General features: G+C 27.3%; 19 protein-coding genes. 8 read left to right on the plus strand and 11 right to left on the minus strand.

Going from position 1 to position 20,566, the window contains the following annotated elements; genetic code table 4:
* Window positions 1–143: 143 nt before the first annotated feature.
* Together JV175_RS00320 and JV175_RS00325 are read left to right on the plus strand one after the other, a co-directional pair.
* A complete protein-coding gene (locus tag JV175_RS00320; RefSeq protein ID WP_205498205.1) occupies window positions 144–518 on the plus strand; it encodes a leucine-rich repeat domain-containing protein in 375 nt (124 codons plus the stop codon).
* 114 nt (window positions 519–632) lie between these two features.
* The gene (locus JV175_RS00325; RefSeq protein ID WP_205498206.1) at window positions 633–926 is read left to right on the plus strand and encodes a leucine-rich repeat domain-containing protein; all 294 of its coding nucleotides are present in this window, start codon (window positions 633–635) and stop codon (window positions 924–926) included.
* 116 nt (window positions 927–1,042) lie between these two features.
* Here the strand turns inward: JV175_RS00325 and JV175_RS04260 are convergent, their stop codons facing one another.
* The 9 genes from JV175_RS04260 to JV175_RS00370 form a co-directional block, all read right to left on the minus strand.
* On the minus strand, window positions 1,043–3,172 hold the full coding sequence (locus tag JV175_RS04260) for an ATP-dependent Clp protease ATP-binding subunit (RefSeq protein ID WP_205498208.1): 2,130 nt from the start codon (window positions 3,170–3,172) through the stop codon (window positions 1,043–1,045).
* A gap of 117 nt (window positions 3,173–3,289) precedes the next feature.
* A complete protein-coding gene (locus JV175_RS00335; RefSeq protein ID WP_205498209.1) occupies window positions 3,290–4,117 on the minus strand; it encodes an Hsp33 family molecular chaperone HslO in 828 nt (275 codons plus the stop codon).
* The gene (locus tag JV175_RS00340) at window positions 4,117–4,806 is read right to left on the minus strand and encodes a chromate transporter (RefSeq protein WP_205498211.1); all 690 of its coding nucleotides are present in this window, start codon (window positions 4,804–4,806) and stop codon (window positions 4,117–4,119) included. Before JV175_RS00340 ends, JV175_RS00335 begins: the two co-directional genes overlap by 1 nt.
* On the minus strand, window positions 4,806–5,408 hold the full coding sequence (locus JV175_RS00345; RefSeq protein WP_205498213.1) for a chromate transporter: 603 nt from the start codon (window positions 5,406–5,408) through the stop codon (window positions 4,806–4,808). Before JV175_RS00345 ends, JV175_RS00340 begins: the two co-directional genes overlap by 1 nt.
* 27 nt (window positions 5,409–5,435) lie before the next feature.
* Window positions 5,436–5,819 carry a hypothetical protein gene (locus tag JV175_RS00350; RefSeq protein ID WP_205498214.1) on the minus strand — a complete coding sequence of 128 codons (384 nt, stop codon included), beginning with the start codon at window positions 5,817–5,819 and terminating at the stop codon, window positions 5,436–5,438.
* Complete coding sequence (gltX, locus tag JV175_RS00355; protein WP_205498215.1) at window positions 5,810–7,201, minus strand: glutamate--tRNA ligase; 1,392 nt, start codon at window positions 7,199–7,201, stop codon at window positions 5,810–5,812. Before gltX ends, JV175_RS00350 begins: the two co-directional genes overlap by 10 nt.
* Before the next feature lie 10 nt (window positions 7,202–7,211).
* Entirely contained in the window at window positions 7,212–7,736 is a 525-nt protein-coding gene (locus tag JV175_RS00360; protein ID WP_205498216.1) for a hypothetical protein, read from the minus strand.
* 57 nt (window positions 7,737–7,793) lie between these two features.
* On the minus strand, window positions 7,794–9,407 hold the full coding sequence (gene argS / locus JV175_RS00365) for an arginine--tRNA ligase (protein ID WP_240337557.1): 1,614 nt from the start codon (window positions 9,405–9,407) through the stop codon (window positions 7,794–7,796).
* Window positions 9,408–9,479: 72 nt separating this feature from the next.
* Window positions 9,480–14,204, minus strand: coding sequence for a hypothetical protein (locus JV175_RS00370; protein ID WP_205498217.1), 4,725 nt, complete (start codon window positions 14,202–14,204; stop codon window positions 9,480–9,482).
* 103 nt (window positions 14,205–14,307) lie between these two features.
* On the opposite strand from JV175_RS00370, the gene JV175_RS00375 reads away from it, so the two are divergent.
* From JV175_RS00375 to nusG, 6 genes are all read left to right on the plus strand, one after another.
* Window positions 14,308–15,507 carry a class I tRNA ligase family protein gene (locus JV175_RS00375; protein WP_205498218.1) on the plus strand — a complete coding sequence of 400 codons (1,200 nt, stop codon included), beginning with the start codon at window positions 14,308–14,310 and terminating at the stop codon, window positions 15,505–15,507.
* Window positions 15,507–16,196 (plus strand): 23S rRNA (guanosine(2251)-2'-O)-methyltransferase RlmB, encoded by a 690-nt coding sequence (gene rlmB / locus JV175_RS00380; RefSeq protein ID WP_205498219.1) that lies wholly within the window; start codon window positions 15,507–15,509, stop codon window positions 16,194–16,196. Before JV175_RS00375 ends, rlmB begins: the two co-directional genes overlap by 1 nt.
* A gap of 61 nt (window positions 16,197–16,257) precedes the next feature.
* Window positions 16,258–16,779, plus strand: coding sequence for a sigma-70 RNA polymerase sigma factor region 4 domain-containing protein (locus JV175_RS00385; protein WP_205498220.1), 522 nt, complete (start codon window positions 16,258–16,260; stop codon window positions 16,777–16,779).
* Window positions 16,780–16,832: 53 nt separating this feature from the next.
* Window positions 16,833–16,982: a 50S ribosomal protein L33 gene (rpmG, locus tag JV175_RS00390; protein ID WP_205498221.1), complete on the plus strand. Its 150-nt coding sequence runs from the start codon at window positions 16,833–16,835 to the stop codon at window positions 16,980–16,982.
* Window positions 16,982–17,233 (plus strand): preprotein translocase subunit SecE, encoded by a 252-nt coding sequence (gene secE / locus JV175_RS00395; protein ID WP_205498222.1) that lies wholly within the window; start codon window positions 16,982–16,984, stop codon window positions 17,231–17,233. Before rpmG ends, secE begins: the two co-directional genes overlap by 1 nt.
* Window positions 17,234–17,250: 17 nt before the next feature.
* Window positions 17,251–17,838: a transcription termination/antitermination protein NusG gene (gene nusG / locus JV175_RS00400; protein WP_205498223.1), complete on the plus strand. Its 588-nt coding sequence runs from the start codon at window positions 17,251–17,253 to the stop codon at window positions 17,836–17,838.
* Between the two features lie 30 nt (window positions 17,839–17,868).
* Here nusG and JV175_RS04005 read toward each other — a convergent pair whose 3' ends face one another.
* Both JV175_RS04005 and JV175_RS00410 read right to left on the minus strand, forming a co-directional pair.
* A complete protein-coding gene (locus JV175_RS04005) occupies window positions 17,869–18,429 on the minus strand; it encodes a DUF402 domain-containing protein (protein WP_205498225.1) in 561 nt (186 codons plus the stop codon).
* Entirely contained in the window at window positions 18,422–20,479 is a 2,058-nt protein-coding gene (locus tag JV175_RS00410; protein WP_205498227.1) for an MYPU_1760 family metalloprotease, read from the minus strand. Before JV175_RS00410 ends, JV175_RS04005 begins: the two co-directional genes overlap by 8 nt.
* Between the last annotated feature and the right edge of the window lie 87 nt (window positions 20,480–20,566).

The following is a 20,566-nucleotide window of genomic DNA, read 5'->3' on the forward strand; positions in this document are numbered from 1 at the left end:
TAAATGAATTATAAAACACATTTTTACAAAAAAATTAACCTTTAAGTTTTTAAAATATTTATTTTGCGTTAAAAATTTACTTTTTAATTTATTTTTGTATTTTAGTGTATTAAAATATACAAAAAATTTAATTAAGGAAAAAAATGAAAAGGATTTTAAAAAAACTATTTTTAATTAGTGCTATTCTATCAACTGTTACATTACCATTAATTTTTACTTCTTGTGGTAACGAAAAAAATGAAATACCTAAAAAAGATATTGATAAAAATACAAATAATGATCCAAACAATAACACTTATGGACATAATAGTAATTCAAATGAACCAAAACATTCTTATTCATTTAATGATGGACACAAGGTTATTATGAATGGTATTTTAGTAAAATGAGATAATGCCGAAGGCGATATAAGTGATGAGAATATAACTAAAATAGGAAGGGGAGCATTCAAGGGTGTAACCCACCTAACTTCAGTAAACTTTCCAAACGTATCTGAAATAGGTGACTCTGCATTCTAAGGTGCAACCAGCCTAACCTCAGTAAACTTCCCAAAGGTAACTAAAATAGGATAAGCGGCATTTGATGACACAAAATTTCTAAATTCTAACGATAAAGTAGTAATCAATGGAATTTTGCTAAAATGACACAATGCCGAAGGCGATATAAGTGATGAAAATATAACCAAGATAGGAATCGAAGCGTTCAATGGTGCAACCGACCTAACCTCAGTAAACTTCCCAAACGTAACTGAAATATGATATGGAGCATTTAAAGGGACAACTAATTTGACCTCAGTAAACTTCCCAAACGTAACTGAAATATGAGATGAGGCTTTCAAAGGTGCAACCAACCTAACCTCAGTAAACTTCCCAAAGGTAACTAAAATAGGAGACTCTGCATTTAATAATACAAAAATATATTCATAAGATTTATTATTAGACAAATTTTAAAAAGAAAAAATAACTAAAAATCATTTTATAAACAAAAAAAGATAAAACAAAAAAGTTGGCTCTTAATAGCCAACTTTTTAAATGCTTTTAAACTAAAGTTTATCAATTATGAATTTTTTATCTTTTAAGTAAATTTTAGCTTTGTCATCTTCTTTAATTTTTTGATCCACAATATTATAAGCAAGTAAGTTTTCAATATTATTTTGGATATAACGTTTGATTGGACGAGCTCCATTTTCAGGATCATAAGCTTCTTTTCCAATATAATCAATAATTTCATTATCGAATGAAATATCGATTTTTGTTTGTTTTAAAATTCTTGATTTTAATTTATTTAATTCTAGACTGACGATATTATTGATTGCATTTCTGTCAAGTCTGTTAAAGGTAATGATTTCATCAATTCTATTTAAAAATTCAGGACGGAAAACTTTAAGAAGTTCTTTTCTAAGATCGTCTTTTGTTGCTTTTCCTTTCGCAATTAATTCAGCTCCTAAATTTGAAGTTAGAATAATAATTGTGTTTCTAAAATTAATATTTTTACCTTTTGAGTCAGTAACAAAACCATTATCAAGAATCTGTAATAAAATATTTCAAACTTCTGGGTGCGCTTTTTCTACTTCATCAAATAAAACGATTGAGTAAGGATTTTGACGAATTTTTTCTGTTAATTGTCCACCTTGTTCAAATCCTACATAACCTGGGGGCGATCCAATTAATTTAGATACGGAGTGTTTTTCCATGTATTCAGACATATCTAAACGAATTAATTGGTTTTCATTATCAAATAGTGAGTAAGCTAAAGCTTTTGCTAGTTCGGTTTTTCCTACCCCTGTTGTTCCTAAGAAAATAAAACTACCTAATGGACGGTTTGGATCATTGATATTAGCTTTTGAACGTAAAATTGCCTTTGCAACACTTTCACATGCTTCATCTTGTCCTTTGATTCTTGATTTTAAGGTTTTATCAAGATTTAAAACTTTGTCTCTTTGACTTTCAATTAATTTTGCAACAGGAATTTTAGTTCATTTTGAAACAATTTCTGCTACTTCTTCTTCATCAACTACTTCTTTTACTAAACGATTTTTATCGGCTTTAACTTTTTCTTCAGCTTCTTGCAATTTTTTAGTCAATTCAGGAATTTTTACATACAAAATTTTACTTGCTTCGACATAGTCACCATTACTTTGTAAGACGTTTTGACGATTTCTTAAATGATCTAATTCTTGTTTAAAATTACTGATATCATTAATTAATTTTTTTTCAGCATCTCATTTTTGTTGCAGTGTTTTTGCCGTTTCATTTAAGCTGCTTAATTGTTGTTTGATTTCAAGAATTTTAGTTTCACTCGAAGCACTTTTATCAGTTTTTAAAGCAGCTTTTTCCATTTCTAAACGGGCAATTTTTTGTTTAATTTTTTCTAATTCTTCAGGCTGAGAATTCATTTCGGTTTTAATTGTTGCTGCCGCTTCATCAATTAAATCAATTGCTTTGTCAGGCAGGAAACGATCAGAAATATATCTAGCACTTAAATTAGCAGCAGCAATTAGAGCCTTATCTTCGATTTTTACGCCATGATATGTTTCATATCTTTCTTTAATTCCCCTTAAAATTGTTACTGTATCTTCAATTGAAGGTTCATTAACATTAACTTTTTGCATTCTTCTTTCTAATGCAGGGTCAGTTTCAATGTATTGACGATATTCATCTAAAGTTGTTGCTCCGATTAAATGTAATTGTCCACGAGCCATTAAAGGTTTAAAGATGTTTGCAGCATCCATTGCGCCTTGTCCAGTTTTTCCTGCTCCAACAAGCATGTGAATTTCATCAATAAATAAAATAATGTTACCGTCAGATTTTTCAACAGTTTCCATTAGTTTTTTCAATCTTTGTTCAAATTGTCCTTGATACATTGCACCCGCAATCATAGCCGGTAAGTCAATTTCTCAAAGTTGTTTATTTTTTAAATTTTCCGGTACTTGATTTTCAACAATTTTACGTGCTAATCCTTCAACAATAGCAGTTTTACCCACTCCTGGTTCTCCAACTAGGACAGGATTGTTTTTGGATTTACGACTTAAAATTCTAATCAAACGACGGATTTCGTCATCACGATTTACTACTGGTTCAAGTTTATTACTTTTTGCTAGTTCAATTAAGTTTCTTCCATATTGTTTTAATGGATCTTGATTTTGTTCATTTGGTTGTCAATTTGCTTCCATATTTAACCTCCTGTTAAAACTTACATAAATATTATAGCACTTTTTAGCACTCTTGCAATACGAGTGCTAAAAAAATGTGAAAATAAAAACTGGAATATTTTTCCAGCCTATTATTTATTAATTAATTTCTTTAAAATCATCTTTGAAGAATTTGTATTTATTGTGACAGTAATGACATTGAGCTTCAATGAATCCATATTCTTGAATTAGTTTATCAATTTCTTCTTTAGATAATAATTTGATTGCTGATTCATATTTTTCTTTTGAACAATTACATTTTCATTCAAAAGTATTTTCTCCCATTAATTGTGCTCCGTTGTCAAGAAGTAGTTTTTCAAATTCTTCAAGTCCAAGAACATAGTAAGGATTATCAATTAAAAATTGTTCAACTCAATCAACATCGTGATCAGATGTTTGTGGTAGTAAAGTAAAAATAGCACTACTTGAATGAATTAAATTTTCATTTTCGTCAAATTTAACACATGATAAAACAGCATTTTTGATTTGTTGTGATTGATAGAAAAACATACTTAAGTCGTCAACTAAAGTAGATTGTTCCATTTTAATTTCTGATTCATATTTGTTATATTTATCAATTAGTTGAATTTTTAAAAAACCATTACGAAAACCAAACATGGTTAAAGCTTCGTTTAAATTACCATCTCAAATAATATTTGGGTTAGAAATATAAGCTTTAACACTATTGTCTTCGTTTGTGTCAACAACTAAGCTTTGAATTTTTCCTTCTGAGCGAATTAAAGTTGTAACCTTACCATTTTTAGTAATAATTCTGTTTAAAGGGCTAAATAAGTTAATTGCTTTGGCTAAAATGTAAGATGAAAGTGATTGAGTTTGTTGAGCTTTGATAGCTTCTTTAGCTGTTTCGGTTGCGTCAGTTAGATAAACTAAAAAGTTTTTAAATTGATATGTTTTAATTTTTGACATTAAATCTCCTTAAGATTAATTAATCATGGTTCAAAGATGATTAATCCCAATACTACTGAACCACTAATTAAATATAGTAAAGGAACTTTTTTGCGTTGTAAAAAGATTGTAAAGACAATTGCGATAGGAACTCAGACATACAGAGCATATTGTCTTCAACCACTAAAAATTCTAGCTTTAAGAGATGAAGAATTATCTTTAAAATATTCACTTATTCCGCCACCATTAAAGCTAAAATAGGGGAACATTACACTGAATAATAATTGAATTGCTAGCGAAAACATAATTCCTGATAATACTGGTTTTAAAATTAAATTTAGATTACTAAAGTAAATATTAGATTTTGCCTTTGCAAGAGCCTTGCTTGTAAAATGCATAATAATAATTGCTGGTATCGCCATTACTAAAAAAGTAACAAACATTGCAAGATAACCTCATCAAACAGCATTGCCATTTTCATCTAAACTAGCAAGATAACCGGTAAAAAAAGCTAGTTTAGTACCAATAATTCCTGGAGTGGCATTAGCTACTGCAAAAATTTGGTCAGTTGTTTCAGTGGAAATATGTGCGCCAAAATTTTGAGTAAGGAAATTAAAAATTCATTGATATAAGGGCATAAAAACTTGTCCACCACCAAAAACAATAAAAGCACTAAGTAAAACTAATAAGATAGCAATAAATACAACCATTATTGTTCACCTCTTGATTTAGATTTTTTATTTTTTAAGTGTTTGAATAAAGCATAAAAAGCAATAAAGATAACAACTAAAACAATAGGGATTGCAGGAATATTGTAAGGCGCCGGCACAAAAAGACAAAAAGTAAAAGTAATAATAAATAATCCGAATCAAAGTGGAATATTAAGGTGTTGTCGATCAGATTTTAAATAACGAAGCCCAAAATTGATAATAACACCGATAATAACTGGTAAAACACTGGCAGCAATAACATAAAGATACTGAATTGCATAAATTCTAAGTAATATAAATATAGCTAATGCGATTAATAAGTGTGGAATAACAGCAAGTAATGTAACAAACATTCCCTTTCAAAAACCTAAACACTTAATAGCAACAAATGAAAGAGTTTGAATAACAGAAGAACCGGGAATCATGTTTGAAGCTATAGCAGCATCATCAAATTCTGATTCAGTAATTCATTTATATTTTTTAACTGCAATTTTATTAATTATAGGTAGTAAAGCGTTTCCACCACCAAAACCAATAATGGTGCACAACAAAACAAAATAAAAGACTCTAAAAACAGTTGGTTTATATTCTTGTTTTTTCATAAATACAATAAAAAGCTCGTTAGAGCTTTATTTGTTTTCAGTAGTAATTAAGTTAATTGTAGTTGTTCCAATAATGTTTTGTTGTTTAGTTGAATCAAGAAGATCATATGAAAATCACACTTGATTAAAATCGGTATAAACATCTCTTAAAAATCAATACATTGGAATTTGACCGTGTTCAGTCTTATATCAATGCTGAATTTTTTTACCCTTGGATAGTTCAATCTTTTGATCACCAAAAAATATTTTTACTTCTGAAGCTGAAACTCAAATTTCTTGTTCAACGTCATAATTATCTTTAAAGTTAAAAACTATAAAATCATCAACAACTTTTTCATCGTAAGTTGTTTCGTATTCAGTTTTAAATTCGTTATCGTTTTGTAAAACTACTGAACTAAATTTTAGATTCATTGTTTAATTCTTTCAAATACAATGTCTTTTCCAAATAAATAAATTGCCTTAGCAAGTTCAGGTCCGTGTTCGTTGTATGTTGTTGCAATCCGGATTGGCATAAATAGATTTTTACCACCAACACCTAAATTTTGTTTTGTGTTATTAATTGCTTGTTGGATGTTTTCGACGTTGAAATCTACATCTTTAATTTGATTTCAAAATTCTTTGATGACATCATTAGATTGATATTCAATGTCAAGACTTTGTTTTGGATTAATATACATATTTAAGGCATGTTGTAAATCACTTAATGTTACGATATTTTGTTTGTATGTTTCAACAAAAACATTCATTCATTCATTATCTTTGTGTTTTTGTAATTTATCGAAAAAGTAGTTGTTTTCAGTATTTTTTCAGTAATGTTTACTGAATCAATCCATTTTTTGAATATCAAATTTTGAAGGTGATTTTGATAAACGAGTATAATCGAATTTTTGAATTAATTCTTCATGTGTCATTACTTCTTTAGCATCTTCACTGGTTCAACCAAGTAGTGATAAAAAGTTAAAGATAGCGTGGGCATTATAACCTTCATTTTTGTAATCTTCAATAAATTGTTTTAAGGAAGTATCACGTTTTGAAAGTTTTTTACCTTCCATGTTAGTAATAATTGTTAAATGTCCAAATTCTGGATGATCTCAACCAAATGCTTGATAAATAGCTAACTGTTTAGGTGTATTTGTGATGTGTTCTTCCCCACGTAAAACATGACTGATTTCCATTTGAAAATCATCAACAACAACAGCAAAGTTGTATGTTGGATATCCATCACTTTTCATGATAACAAAATCTCCAATATCATCTGAGTTAACTGCGATTTGACCACGAACTAAGTCGTTTCATTGATAAACAGTGTTTTTGGGTAAAGCTAGACGTACTGAATACTCTTTATTTGCATCACGTTTTTGTTTTTCTTCATCAGAAATTTTTAGTCAATTGCGATCATATCTAAATGAAGGAATTCCAGCCTTTTCCGATTCTTCATGTTGTAAAGCAAGTTCTTCAGTCGTATCATAAGCCTTATATGCTTTATTTTGAATAATTAGTTTTTCAACTAATTCTTGATAAATTTCTAATTTTTCACTTTGGCGATATTTTCCGTATTTTTGATTTGGATTGATTGGACTTTCGTCAGGAATAATTCCAAGTCAAGCTAAATTGTTTAGTTGGCTTTCTTCTCCACCGACAACATTTCTAGCGACGTCAGTGTCTTCAATTCTTAAAACAAAGTCACCACCATAGTGCTTTGCAAATAAGTAATTAAATAAAGCAGTTCTGGCTCCACCAATGTGTAAGTAACCGGTAGGGCTAGGTGCATAACGTGTTCTAATTTTTTTCATTTTAACCTCTTTAATCGATATCAAATTTTATATCTAATTTAAATGTTTTAATTTTTTTACCGTTATTTGTTAATGCCATTCAGTTATTATTAACTTTTTCTAATGCATCCATTAAGTCTTTTTGCTGTGCAGCTATAGCTTTAAGGGGAATTGAACAAAGAACGAATTTAGCTTGTTTAGGCTTACCTTCATCAACAAAATATCAACGATAAGCATAGTTTCTTGCATAATTATCAATATCTTTAATTGTTACGTATTTTTTTAGCAAGTCATAATTATCAATATCTTTTAAATTATTTTCTTTAGCGAAGTCTTGAGTTTCTTTATCGCCCAGTGAAAATTTCATAACTGCATTATTATAATTATTACCACTTTCGACACTGAATAATTCCAGTGCTTTTTGTTTGGATGTTTTGATATTTTCAGGATTATTAGTTTGTTTTATTTCAAAACCCATGCAAGAGATACTTACAAGTGGTGTAGCAATTAAAGGCATACAAATTAATGATGATAAAATTAGTTTTTTAATTTTCATAATATTCCTAAGTATAAATAAAATAAATAAACCACTAGGGTTTATTTTTAAAAGCTATTACATTTTTTCTGGAACGTCTAAGTCCATTAATTTTAAACCATTTGCTAAAACAGTTTTGGTTGCTTTTGCTAAAGCAATTAAGCTTTCTTCGTTTTCTGAACCAATAACTTTATTGTTTGAGTAGAATGAGTTAAATGCACCAGCTAAACCTAGTAAATATGGTGGAAGTAAGTTAACTTTGTATGTTTTAGCCATTGTTTGAATTAAATCAGGATATTGTTTTAATTCATTAATCAATTTAATTTGGCTTTCTTCGTTATATTCTCCAGCTTTTGCATTTTCTAGATATTTTGAGTTTTTAATTAATTGTGTTGCTCTTGCGTGCGCATATTTAATAATAAATAAAGGATTTGTTTCTGATTCTTCATTAACTTTATTAATATCGAAGTCAATTTTTGAATTGTATGAACGGTTTATTAAGAAGAAACGGATTGGGTCTTTTCCAACTAAATCCATTAGTTCTCTTAATGTTAAAGAAGTTCCTAAACGTTTTGACATTTTAACTTCTTTTCCATCTTTAACAACTCTTAGTAATTGGAAAAGAATCATTTCACATTGATTTCTTGTGTACCCTAAATCACTCATTGCATATTTAATTCTTTCTACATAACCAGAGTGGTCAGCTCCTCAAATATCCAAAATAACACCTTTAGGATCATTTAAACGTTTTAATTTATCTTCGTGGTAAGCAATATCAGCACACATATATGTGAAACCACCATCGCTTTTTACGATAACTCTATCTTTGTCATCGTAACCACCTTTTGTTGTAGCTAATCATTTAGCTCCATCTTTTTCATATACATCGCTTAATCTATCGATCGCTTTGAATACCATGTCTTTATCATATAGTTCTTGTTCACTTGAATAAAGATCAAATCAAGTTCCAAAACGAGTCATATCATTTTTGATTTCGCGTAGTGCTATTTCTAAACCAAATTGCTTAAATAGAGCTCTATTTGATTCATAGTCAGCTCCTTTGAATTTATCTCCATATACTTTGTGGAATTCTTCTGCAAAATATACAATATCCCCACCTTTATATGAATCTTCTGGCATTGGGTAAGATGGATCAAAAATTTGTTGATAACGACTAAATAGTGAAGCAGCTAAGTTATTCATTTGATTACCTGCGTCATTTACATAGTATTCTCTAATTACTTTATGTCCTGCTTTTTCTAAAACGTTGCATAATGTTGCACCAATAGCTGCATTACGAGCGTGTCCAATGTGTAAAAATCCTGTTGGATTTGCACTTACAAACTCAACGTTTACAGGATGAATTTTTTCTTTTCCTTCACCATATTTTTCATTTAATTTATTGATATTATCAACAACTTCTGAAAATACTTCACTTTGAACATAAAAGTTCAGGAAACCTGGGTGAGCGATTTCGATTTCCTTAATTGAATATTTATCTTTGTCGATATTTTTGGCAATATCTTGTGCAACCTCCATTGCACTTTTTCCTAATTCTTTTTGCAATGTCAAGGCAATATTTGAAGCGAAATCTCCATGATCTTTAGCTTCAGTTAAAATAACCTTTTTTGACACATTTAGTTTACTTAAAGCTTCTTCTATAGAAGCAATTATTTTTTCTTTAGCACTCATAATTCTAATTATAGCACTTGAAAGCTGTTTTTTTTGGTGTTATTTATAAATAAAAAGTATCAAAAATGGTACTTAATTGATAATTTTTTCAAGTAATTTTTTAATATCTTCTATGTTAATTCTTTCATAGTAATGGCTGTTAAATAAAATTGAAATTGAAGATATTGTTTTATACTTTGTTTCTGTAATTTTATTTTTAACTAAATACTCAACATAATAAATTCCAACATTAGATTTTGTTGCAACATCAATGTGTTGATTTCATTTGTTATTACCTTGTTCAACAGTAATTTTTTTAATAATTATGTCTTCTCCATTATTAAAATTAATAAAATGAATATTAGCTTGTACATCTAAATCTGGATTAGATAATAAATAAGTCCAACTTAATGAAATATTTTTATCTCAATCGTCAAAATTAGTATTAATGTTATTATTATTTCCGTTAATTCTTATATATGAATATTCAGGGTATTCTTGGTTATTTTTTAAAATTGTAAAATGCATAACCTTAGAATTTGTAAAATCATTTGGAAATTTTTGATTATAGACTTTTAAATAATAATATCCTTCAGGATTAGGCACAATTTTTTTATCAATTTTTAAGGATCCTAAACGTTGTGATGTTGTTAATTTAGATCAACCAGAATCACCGGGTTGTAACTTTGTTTTAGAATAATAAATATCTGCAACGTTAGAAATATTAGCTTTAAAAAATTGTTGAAAATCATTATATACTCTAGCATTAAAAGTATAACCATACTCATTGTAATTATTGATATTCAGTCCATCTTCACCAGGTAAATTTTGGAATCATACCAATAATCTGGCTGAGTTAAATACAGTTAATTCAATATGTTCTTCATAGTAATTTTTTAGTTCTTGAATTTTTGATTTTATTTCTTCACTAGAAAATCTACTTAACTGTGATTTTAAATTTTCTGAATATCTGATAAATTCATCTAAATTAGTTTTCGGTAATTGATACGAACCATTGCCGACTTCAAATGTACGAGCAAAGTATTGATAATATATGATTCAATTTAATAATTCTTGTGTGCGATATACTGAGTTATTAATTATAAAATTACTAAAATTAGTGTCATTTATTTTAGTTTCTTCTTCACGCGAATCATTTCAACTAACATTTAAATCGTCATTTTTAATATTAAAGTTAAATAAAATTTTATCTTTTGAATTAGGAATTAAAACTTTAATATATTTGTTTGTAAGTAAATCATAAATTAGAATGCTATAACCATTTTTGGGTTCATAAATAGGAAGTGATATGAAGTTACGATAACTTCAAATATTTACAGCTAAATTATCATCACCGATTTTACCGATTGATCTTGACACTGCTAATGCCATAGCTTTTTTATCTTCTTGGCTTATATTTAAATTTGCATCTTGCGGTTGTATTTGATTAAATTTTTGTGCAGTAATATAACCTGTTTTTTGATACATATCATAATTATAACTATATCATTTTCCCGAATTAAAAACGAAATATGGAAGTATATGAGTATTACCGATTATTTTTGAATTGTTACTTCCAATAATTGTAATTTTGTTAAGATAATATTTATCTTTTGTCATTTGAATTTCGTTATTAGGATCATTAAATAATCCATTAAATGGTAATCCATATAAATTATTAAAATTATAAGCATTTAAATTTTTTGAATCATTATATTGAAATTGAGAAGCTGTTGGACTTGTTATCATCCCTTCATAATTACCACGACCATGTGATAAAGGATGATAAGCTGTTTGATACTCATCTGAATATGTAATATCTGAATCAAATCATTTATATTTTGATGAATTTTCATCGGGATTACCTTTTTTATCAATTGGCAATTTCATTCATACAACCATATGTGAGTATGACTCTCTTTCCCCTTCTTTATTAGATAAACTTCTACCTGTAGGTCATGCAAACGATTCTACACCAGCAATATTTAATAAAATTGAAAGTGTTGTAGCCATATCCAAACAAACCCCTTTATGGGTGGCAATGCGTTTATCTAACGTTGCACTCACACCTTGATATTTAAATCAATTACGCATATAAGTATACATCGCATAAGTTTTGTCTCAAGCACTCATACCATCATGGATTTGCAATTGTGCTTCTTGTATGAAACGTTTAACTTCATCACGAGTATCACTTGGTTTCATTATGTCATTCATATAGGTGTTAAAAAAGCTTCCACCTTCTACATATCACGGAGTTTTATTGATGAATTCATCTGTGTTTGGGAAAAAACCATCAAATTGTTCGCCAGTTGCATTTTTAAATTTAAATATAAAAAAGTTAGATGCAACACTAAACAATGGGTGTTCTAAATTTTTATGAGACATTCAGTGAATAATTGCTTTTCCCCACAAATTAGTACTTATTTTTCTATCTCCCATACTAAATCCTGACATTCTTGCATCTACCATATCACTAAATGCTTGTTCAATGTCTTGTTGTGTAATTTCGCTATCAGCTTTTTTAGGTAACGGCACATCACCTCAGTTAAATGAAGAATTGTGTCTTGGGATTTGTTTTTTTGCTTGACTAATTGCCTTTTTTAATTCGTTGGTAAAGTCAATTAAAATATCATAAGCATTATCATTTTTAAAACTTTCACTATTAGTTTGGTAATAATTTATTTTTTCGTCTAATAATTCTGAATTTAAGTCATATTTTTTTAGTTCTTCTTGAACTTCAGTTGCCTGTGTAACTAATTTGTTTAAAAGTTGTTTTAATTCAATTGTTTTATTACGTCTTTCAGTGTCGCGAATAATTTGTTTACGTTCTGAATTTTCATTGTTTTGGTCATTAGTAGATTGACTATCATTTTCATTACTTGCTGGATTAGAATTTTGACTATTCTGATTATTATTTTCATTAGGTCTTTCATCTAAGTTTTTGTTAGAATCATGTGCAGTATTTGCGTCGTTATTAGAAGAATCACTCTTTTTGCTTGCATCGCCTTCATTGGCTTGCGTTTTAGAATTTATTGATTTTTCAAATGAATTATTAAAAATAGTTAGTTGTTTTAAAGAGTTATTCAAATATTCTCAATCATCTGATAAATTATTAAAGTCTGAAAGTTTTTGATTTGCTATTGATGTGTCTATGTTGTTTTCTTTTGCTTTGGAAATCAAAGCATTTAATCTTTTGATCTGTTCTAAAACTTCTGTTCTTAGTTTGACAGTAACTAGCGATATATTATTTTTAAGTAATGTAATTTGTGATAAAAAATTAGGTATTGTTTGTTGAAAGTCTTCGAACTGATAATTTAACAAACCATTAGATTTCATTGCCAAAACAATACTTTTTTCATTTTCGTAAGCATTTTTAGCGTTAGCAAATTCTTCGTTAAAGTATTTTACTAATAGCAATTTTTTATCTTTTAGTTTATTTAAGAGTGCAGTTTTTTGGCTTAGATTTAATTTTTGTTTGTCTAGTAGTAAATTTAAATCATTAATATCAGAATCATATTTATTCAGATTATTAATTTTTAACTTATTAATTATCATTACAAATTCATTTTTTAATTCAGTTAAATGATTTGTAATATTTTCTAAGTTTGTTTTGTATTCTTTTTTTAATTGGCTAAATGTAGAATTAAGATTTTCATATTCTTTATTCATTGCATCTATTTGTAAATTGTCTATATTTTGATTAATGTTGCTTAACAAGGTTTTTACATTGTTAAATATTGTGTTATTTTCATCTTCAAAAATTAAATTTTGTATTTCTTTTATTAGTTCTAGAAGTTGTGCTTTTTTGTTAGTTAAATAATTTTTCTTTAATGATGTGTCAATATCTGTTTTTACCTTTAAAGTATTATTTAAAAATGTTGATAATTCTTGATCTAAATCATAGATGTCTTTTAAATCTTCTGGTATTGCAATATTTGTCATTTTTTGACTAATATTGTTTTTTAAGTCATTAAATTCATTATCTTTGCTTAAAGAATTTAAAATTTCATTAAGTTGTTTTTGAATATCGCTAATATGCAATTTTAGTGTTTGTTTTTGTGCTTCAATAGCTTCTCTTAATCGAACTAAAAATGAAGATAATTTATCATGATCTTTTTCTAAGGCTGCCAAATCTATATTACTTAAAGTTGCAATATCATAACGAATTTTTTTATCTAACTCTGCATAATTATTTTTTAAATTAACTAAAATAGGCAAAGCTAATTCTTTTTGAAATTGGTTAACTTCTCTATATAATGTTTGTAATTTTACAGCTATTTCAGTTTTCTTTTTATAAATAGAATTTAATAATTCATTTTGTTCTTTTAAAACATTTTCAATAAGAATATTTACATCTTGTTTTTTAGCTTCAAAATCAATATTTTTTTCTAAAACTTGAATCTGGTTAATTTGACTAATAATAACATCAGCATTTTCGCTGTTAGTTATTGTTTTCTTAGTATTTTCCAATAATTGATAAACATCATCTAAAGTCTGCATTTTATCAAAAAACATCAAGGCCTCTTTTAAATTATTATTCGCTTTTTGAACTTTATCTCTATTATTTAAATCTGCAGAATGGAGAATATTATTAGCTATTACTTTATTAAGAAAATTAACTCTAAAATTAGAGTAATTTACATCCGCTTTACTTTCTTGAAGTTTTGTTTCTAAATTCTTAAAATTTAAAAAATAATCATCAAGTTCTTCTTTGGTTGGATTTGTGCTACAACTAGCAACAACAAATATGGATGAAATCGGTAAAACAGTTAATAAAGACTTTCAAAACATACCAAATTTTTGTTTTTTGTTCATAAAACCTCTTTTTATTCATTCTATAAATTTTAATCATTTTTTTTGCTTTTTTATTATTTAGCACAATATTTAGAATTTGAATCATTATAGTATAATTTAGTACATGAAAAAATATTATCTATGTGGGCCTACTGTGTACAACTATGTTCACATCGGAAATATGCGTCCAATCTTAACTTTTGATTTAATGATTAGAGCGCAAAGATTTCTTGGTGAAGATGTTTTCTTTTTGCATAATATTACTGATATTGACGACAAGATTATCAATAAAGCTTTAGCAGAACAAAAGACTGAAAAGGAAATTGCAGAGTATTACACAGAACAATACTTGCAAATGCTTAAAGCTTACAATATTGAAATTCCTAACAAAATCGCAAAAGTCACTGAACATTTAGACACAATTTATGATTTTATTAATGATTTAATTACTACTAACAACGCTTACAAAGATGGTGTAAACGTATTTTTTGATGTTATTAAAAATAAAGATTTTTATGGCGAAGTAAGTAATCAAAAAATTTCGAAAATGAATTTTGATCAAGAAAATTTAAATAAACAACATCCAGCAGATTTTACTTTGTGAAAAGATACAAAAATAGGTATTAAATATGATGCTCCTTTTGGAACAGGACGTCCTGGCTGACATACTGAGTGTGTAGCAATGATAAAACGTTATTTCGGTAACGAAACAATTGACATTCATGGTGGTGGAAGTGATTTGACTTTTCCACACCATGAAAATGAAAATATTCAATTTAGAGCTCTTACCAATAATCCACTAGCCAAGCAATGAATTCACTTCGGTACTATCAATATGAATAATGAAAAAATGTCAAAATCATTAGGAAACATTTTACTGGCAAAAGATTATTTAAATTCTTTTTCAGCTGATTCTTTAAGATTAATTTTCTTAACTGCATCATATACAAAACCAATAAATATTACTGACGAATTAATGGTATCTAATCAAAATATGATTGAAAAATTTAATGTTGCTATTAAAAAAATATTTTTAGAAGATATTCAACAAGAAATAAATCAAGATATCATTAAACAAGCTGTCGAAAATGTAGGTTTACTAAATTTTGCACAAGCTATGAAAATTATTCATGATCAATACAAACAAAAGCAATATAGAAATTTATATATGATTTTAAAAGCTTTAGGGTTTAATATTGCTTCTGAAACAATTACTGACGAAGACAAACAAATGTATCAAAATTGAAAATTGCAAATAGAAAATAAAAATTATGAAGAAGCTGATAAATTAAGAGAAGCTTTAAAACAAAGAAAGTTGATTTAATGAAACAAGAATTTATTTATGGTAAAAACTCAGTACTTGATGCATTAGAACAAAATTTTCCTATCTCAGAATTATGAGTTCAAGAAAATATTAATTTTCAAACCAAATTTAAAAATGTAAAGCGTGTTTCAAGAGAAAAATTAAACACTATTACTGACCAAAACCATCAAGGTTTTATTGCATTTATTAAACCTTATCAATATGCTCATTTTGAACAACTTTTAAAACACAAACCTGAAAATGTTTTAATTTTGGATCATATTCAAGATGTTCAAAATTTAGGAGCAATTATTCGTAGTGCCAACGTTTTTGGAATTAATTGAATAATTATTCCATCTGATCGTGCTGCAAGCGTCACTCCAACTGTTTTAAAAATAGCAAGTGGTGGAATTAATAACATGAACATAATTAAAGCAAACTCACTTTTGCCGACAATAAATAGTCTAAAAAAAGAAGGATATTGAGTTTATGTCACTGCTTTAAACGAAAATGCAAAACAAATTAATGAAACAAAATTTAATACTCCTTCAGTGCTTGTGATTGGAAACGAAGAAAAAGGGGTCTCATCAACAATTTTAAAAAATGCTGATGAAGTTATTTATATACCGCAAAAAGGTAATGTTCAGTCACTTAATGCTAGCGTGGCTACTGGAATAGCCTTATATTGTTTAGTAAATCAAAAAAATTAATTGAAACAAAATTGAGACAAAAAAGACACCACAAGATCATTTAAAGATTAATAATTATGTTATGACTAAAAATGATCAACAAACTTTAAATGCTAACTGAATTTTTTGTAAACTACAGCCACAAATTCGCTATATGGCAACTAATTTGCTTAAAAATCGTAACATTCCTCTTGAAGCTGACGACTTAGTAGTTGAAAGCTTTGAAATTATTAAAAATTTAATTACTAAAAAACCCGATTGTAATCTGACATATTTATTAAATGGCTGTAAATATGAATTTTTGAATATCTTAAAAAAATATTCAACAGCAAAATATAAAGTTCTTAATGAAGCTATTTTTGAGTCTCAAAATGAAGACAATATTGAGTTTGGCTATGAACAAAAATTCGAAAATAATTATTGAAAACAAGAAATTTTGATTACAAATAAACTAAATAAAATTCAAAAACAACTATTATCATTATGCTTTGAAGATGATAAAAATAGCAAAGAAATTGCTTCTATGTTGCATATAAGCAAGTTTTTACAACAAAAGCATTTAAACAGCATGCTTAAACAAATTAAAACCAATGACATATATTAGCGTAAAAAATATTATTTCGATATTTGTATATGTAATATATAATTTATTAGATTATGAAAAAGAAAACAAATAAAATAAATTTAGCTTGTGATGTTTGTAAAAGAAAAAACTATGTAACAAACAAATCAATCGAGCAACGTATGCAGCTTAATAAATTTTGTCGTTATTGTAATGCCAAAACATTACACAAGGAAGAAAAATAATGTTTGATCCTCTTAAAAATCAATCTTTTAAAGAAAGTGAATCTTTAAAAGAAAAAGCACCTGAAGTCAAAAAAGAAAAAAAATTCAGAGCTTTTCGTAAAGATGTTAAAAGAATTATTTGACCAAGTGGAAAAGAATCATGAAAATGATTTGCTTATACATTAATTTTTGTGATCATTTTCGCAATTTTCTTTTTCATTATTACATTTGCTTTTACAAGTATTTGAAACTCAGTTGGAATTAAGTTATAAAGTAGGAAGGTTTAAAAATGGAAGATTTAGAAAAAGCAATGAAATGATATATGGTTTCTACAGTTTCTGGTAAAGAAGAAAAAGTAATTGAAACATTAAAAAATAAAATTGAAACTGAAAACATGCAAGATTATTTTAAAAATATCAAAATGTTTAAGGTTCCACATTTAACTTCGAGAGAACTTGAGAAAAAAACAAAAGGTGATGAATATACAGCGAAATTTATCAACCTTTACAAAGGATATATTTTCATCGAAATGTTAATGAGTGATAATGCTTGATTCTTAGTGCGTAATACTCAGTATGTAACAGGTCTTGTTGGATCAAGTGGTAAAGGGGCAAAACCTACACCAATTTCAAACCGTAAAATCAGAGAAATGGAAGCTAAAGAAAAAGAGTTGATTGAAAACTTTGATATAGGAAATATTGAAACAGCTTTCAAAGAATCAACAATTGTTCGGGTAAAAAGCGGACTTTTTGAAAATCAAGTTGGAACAATTGTCAAAAACAACGATATAACTCAAAAAGCTTTCGTTGAAATTGAAGTTTTTGGGCGTAAAACACCAACAGAATTTTCATACGATCAATTAGAAATAATCGGATAAAAAAATTCCAGCCAAACAAGGCTGGGATTTTTAAATTATATCTTTTTGGTTTTTAATTAAATCAACATAGGAATCTAAAAAATCTTCGTCAAAAATTTCTTTTTTAGAATTAAATAAAAGGAAAAGATAATCCAATTCATTATAAATTTTATAAATTAATTCTTTAGAGTAGTTTAGGTTTTGAATATTTTGTTTGAAATCTGGTCAGTCAATAACATTAAAATCGTGATCTAGGTGAGTTTTGATATCTAAATCAAAATCAATATATTTAATAACATTTTTTTCAATAAAAAAGGGACTTGCTAAATTAACATAAACATATTTTTGGTTATTTCTTATCAATACGGTGGCATTGAAAAAATGATGCTTACTGAAAATAAATAAAGTAGGTTCAGCAACAACCCAGTTAATGTTTTCTTCACTAACTTTTGTTTTTAACATTAAAGTAACAAGATAATCTTTGTTATTTTCAATAATTTTTACACCATCATATTGACGATATAAATGTCCATCATATTTATAGCATTGAATTTCTAAAAATTTTCCCCTGCTTAAAAAATGATTTTTATTTTTTTTGACATTGTTATTCATAAACCCCCATTTTGATTGCGTATCCTTGTTCTTTATTTCCATATTCTAATTTATAAGATTTGAAGTCAGGATAATATTCTTTAAGTTGTGAACGAAATGTAGAAATTCTTCGCTGAACATCTTGATATCTTTTGTAAGTTCTTTCATTATTGAATAATTGAACCTCATTGCTTTGCTCAATACCATCTTTATTTTTATCATATCAAAAATAAGCATTTTTGATGTTATTATCTTTGGCTTTTGAAATGTCAAAAGAGTTTTTTGTAAAGTAGCTTAAATAAACAAAATCACCTTTTAAATAGGTTAGCCCAACACGATATGTTTGTTGAAGAGATCTATAATTTTGGTATCATGTGTCTTTTAAACCTAATCTACCTTCATTAATTTTTAAATCTAAAATTTGTTTTTTAATTTCAGATGGATTTTTTGCCGATTGATACTTTATTACAAGGTGTGTATCCTTCATTCTATTAATAAAGTTTTCATTGTGATAGATATCTTCAATATTTGTGGTATTTTTAAGAGTTCATTCTGAATTTATATCAAAAGGTAAATAACCTCCAAAATATATATTATTTTGTGCATCTTTAATATCTTTTTGAATTTCTTTTGAATTACTTGAAACTTTGTCATCAGAAACTTTTTGTAAATAACTATTGTCAATTCTAATTTGACTAATTGGTAATCTAAAACCAACCAAGTCCAAATATGATTTGTATAAAATTAATTTATTTTTTTCATCTAAACGATCTTTATTTCATTGCTCAAAATCTTTTGCATTAGTATCACGAGAAGGTAAAAAAGTTCCGCTAAATATTCAGTTTTCAGCAAAAACATTGTCTGCTTCGTAGTTGGTAGGGCCTATTTTGGAAATTTTGCCAGTATCAATTGAACGCATTAAATCCTCACCATAAGCTGAAACAAAAACATTGCTATTACCGTTTGATAATGACATATATCCAAATTTTCCATTATCAGAAGTACCTATTTTGTTCTTTGGCACTCAAGACATTTTTAAGAATTCACGAGGAATTAATTCTTCTAGGGAATAAAAGTAATTGAGATTTTGTTCATTTATGGAATCAGCAAATTTAATTCTTGAGTTTTTATTGACATTGAAAGTATTTTTATATCCTTCTTTTGCGTACTCATTCAAGGTTTTTCAAGTATTTTCATCTTGTCAAGAATTAGCTTTGTCAAATAATTGTTTTGTTGAATAATACTGATAAATGGAAACAGTATCACTAGGTAAATTAAAGTTATTTTTATCGGGCTTAATATCATATTTAAAGAGTGCTTCTTTGAAATTATTAACAAATTTTTTGTTATAAACAGTGCTTAAAATCTTTTTAATTTTGTCTTCAGAAGTTGAGTGCGAAATTGTTGATTTTCGTAAATTTGCAACAATTTCATGAGTACCTAATGAGTCATTTTCAGTCATGGAATTAGCGTAAACATAAGCGAAGTGGTGCATATATTCATGTACAAGAGTTGGTAAAATTAGTTCAATTTTTGAGTCTAAATCAATTTCTGTTCAAGGCTTAGCAAGCGCACGTTTACGACCATTTACTTGTAATAAATCTTCAATACTTAAATAAATACTTTCATAGGCTGGTACAAAAAGTCCTTTTGCGTTAGTTGTTTCAACGTTACTGATTTTGGGTATGTTAATATTAACAAAATTTAATTCTTGAGTTTCAGGGCCAAATCCACCCCTTTTTAAAAAGTTTAATGCTAATAGTTTTAAACCTTCTGGACCAAAGAAATATACATCATTACCATCTTCATCAGTTTTGTAAGGTCATTCACGAAATGATAATAATTTTGAATCGTAATCTGGATTAGGCTTACCATCTTTATTTTCTTTTAAATTAAAACCAATATATTTTTCTCATGCAGGAGTGTATTTTTTATACTTATTGCTACTATTATTAAGACTTAAACTATTAATAATTGCCCAAGAAATACCGGCTGAAGCACCAATTACTCCAAAGGCGGCTAATGCTGAAAATAAGATTATTTTTTTTTCATTTTTTTCTTTTTTACTCATATAAAATTCTGCTCCATTGAATAAGATTAAAAAAATTATATATAAATAAGCAATCAAAAAAAATAATAATAAGCATTTTTTAAATTG

Source organism: [Mycoplasma] gypis (assembly GCF_016924775.1).
GTDB classification, from domain to species: Bacteria; Bacillota_I; Bacilli_A; order Mycoplasmatales; family Metamycoplasmataceae; genus Metamycoplasma; species Metamycoplasma gypis.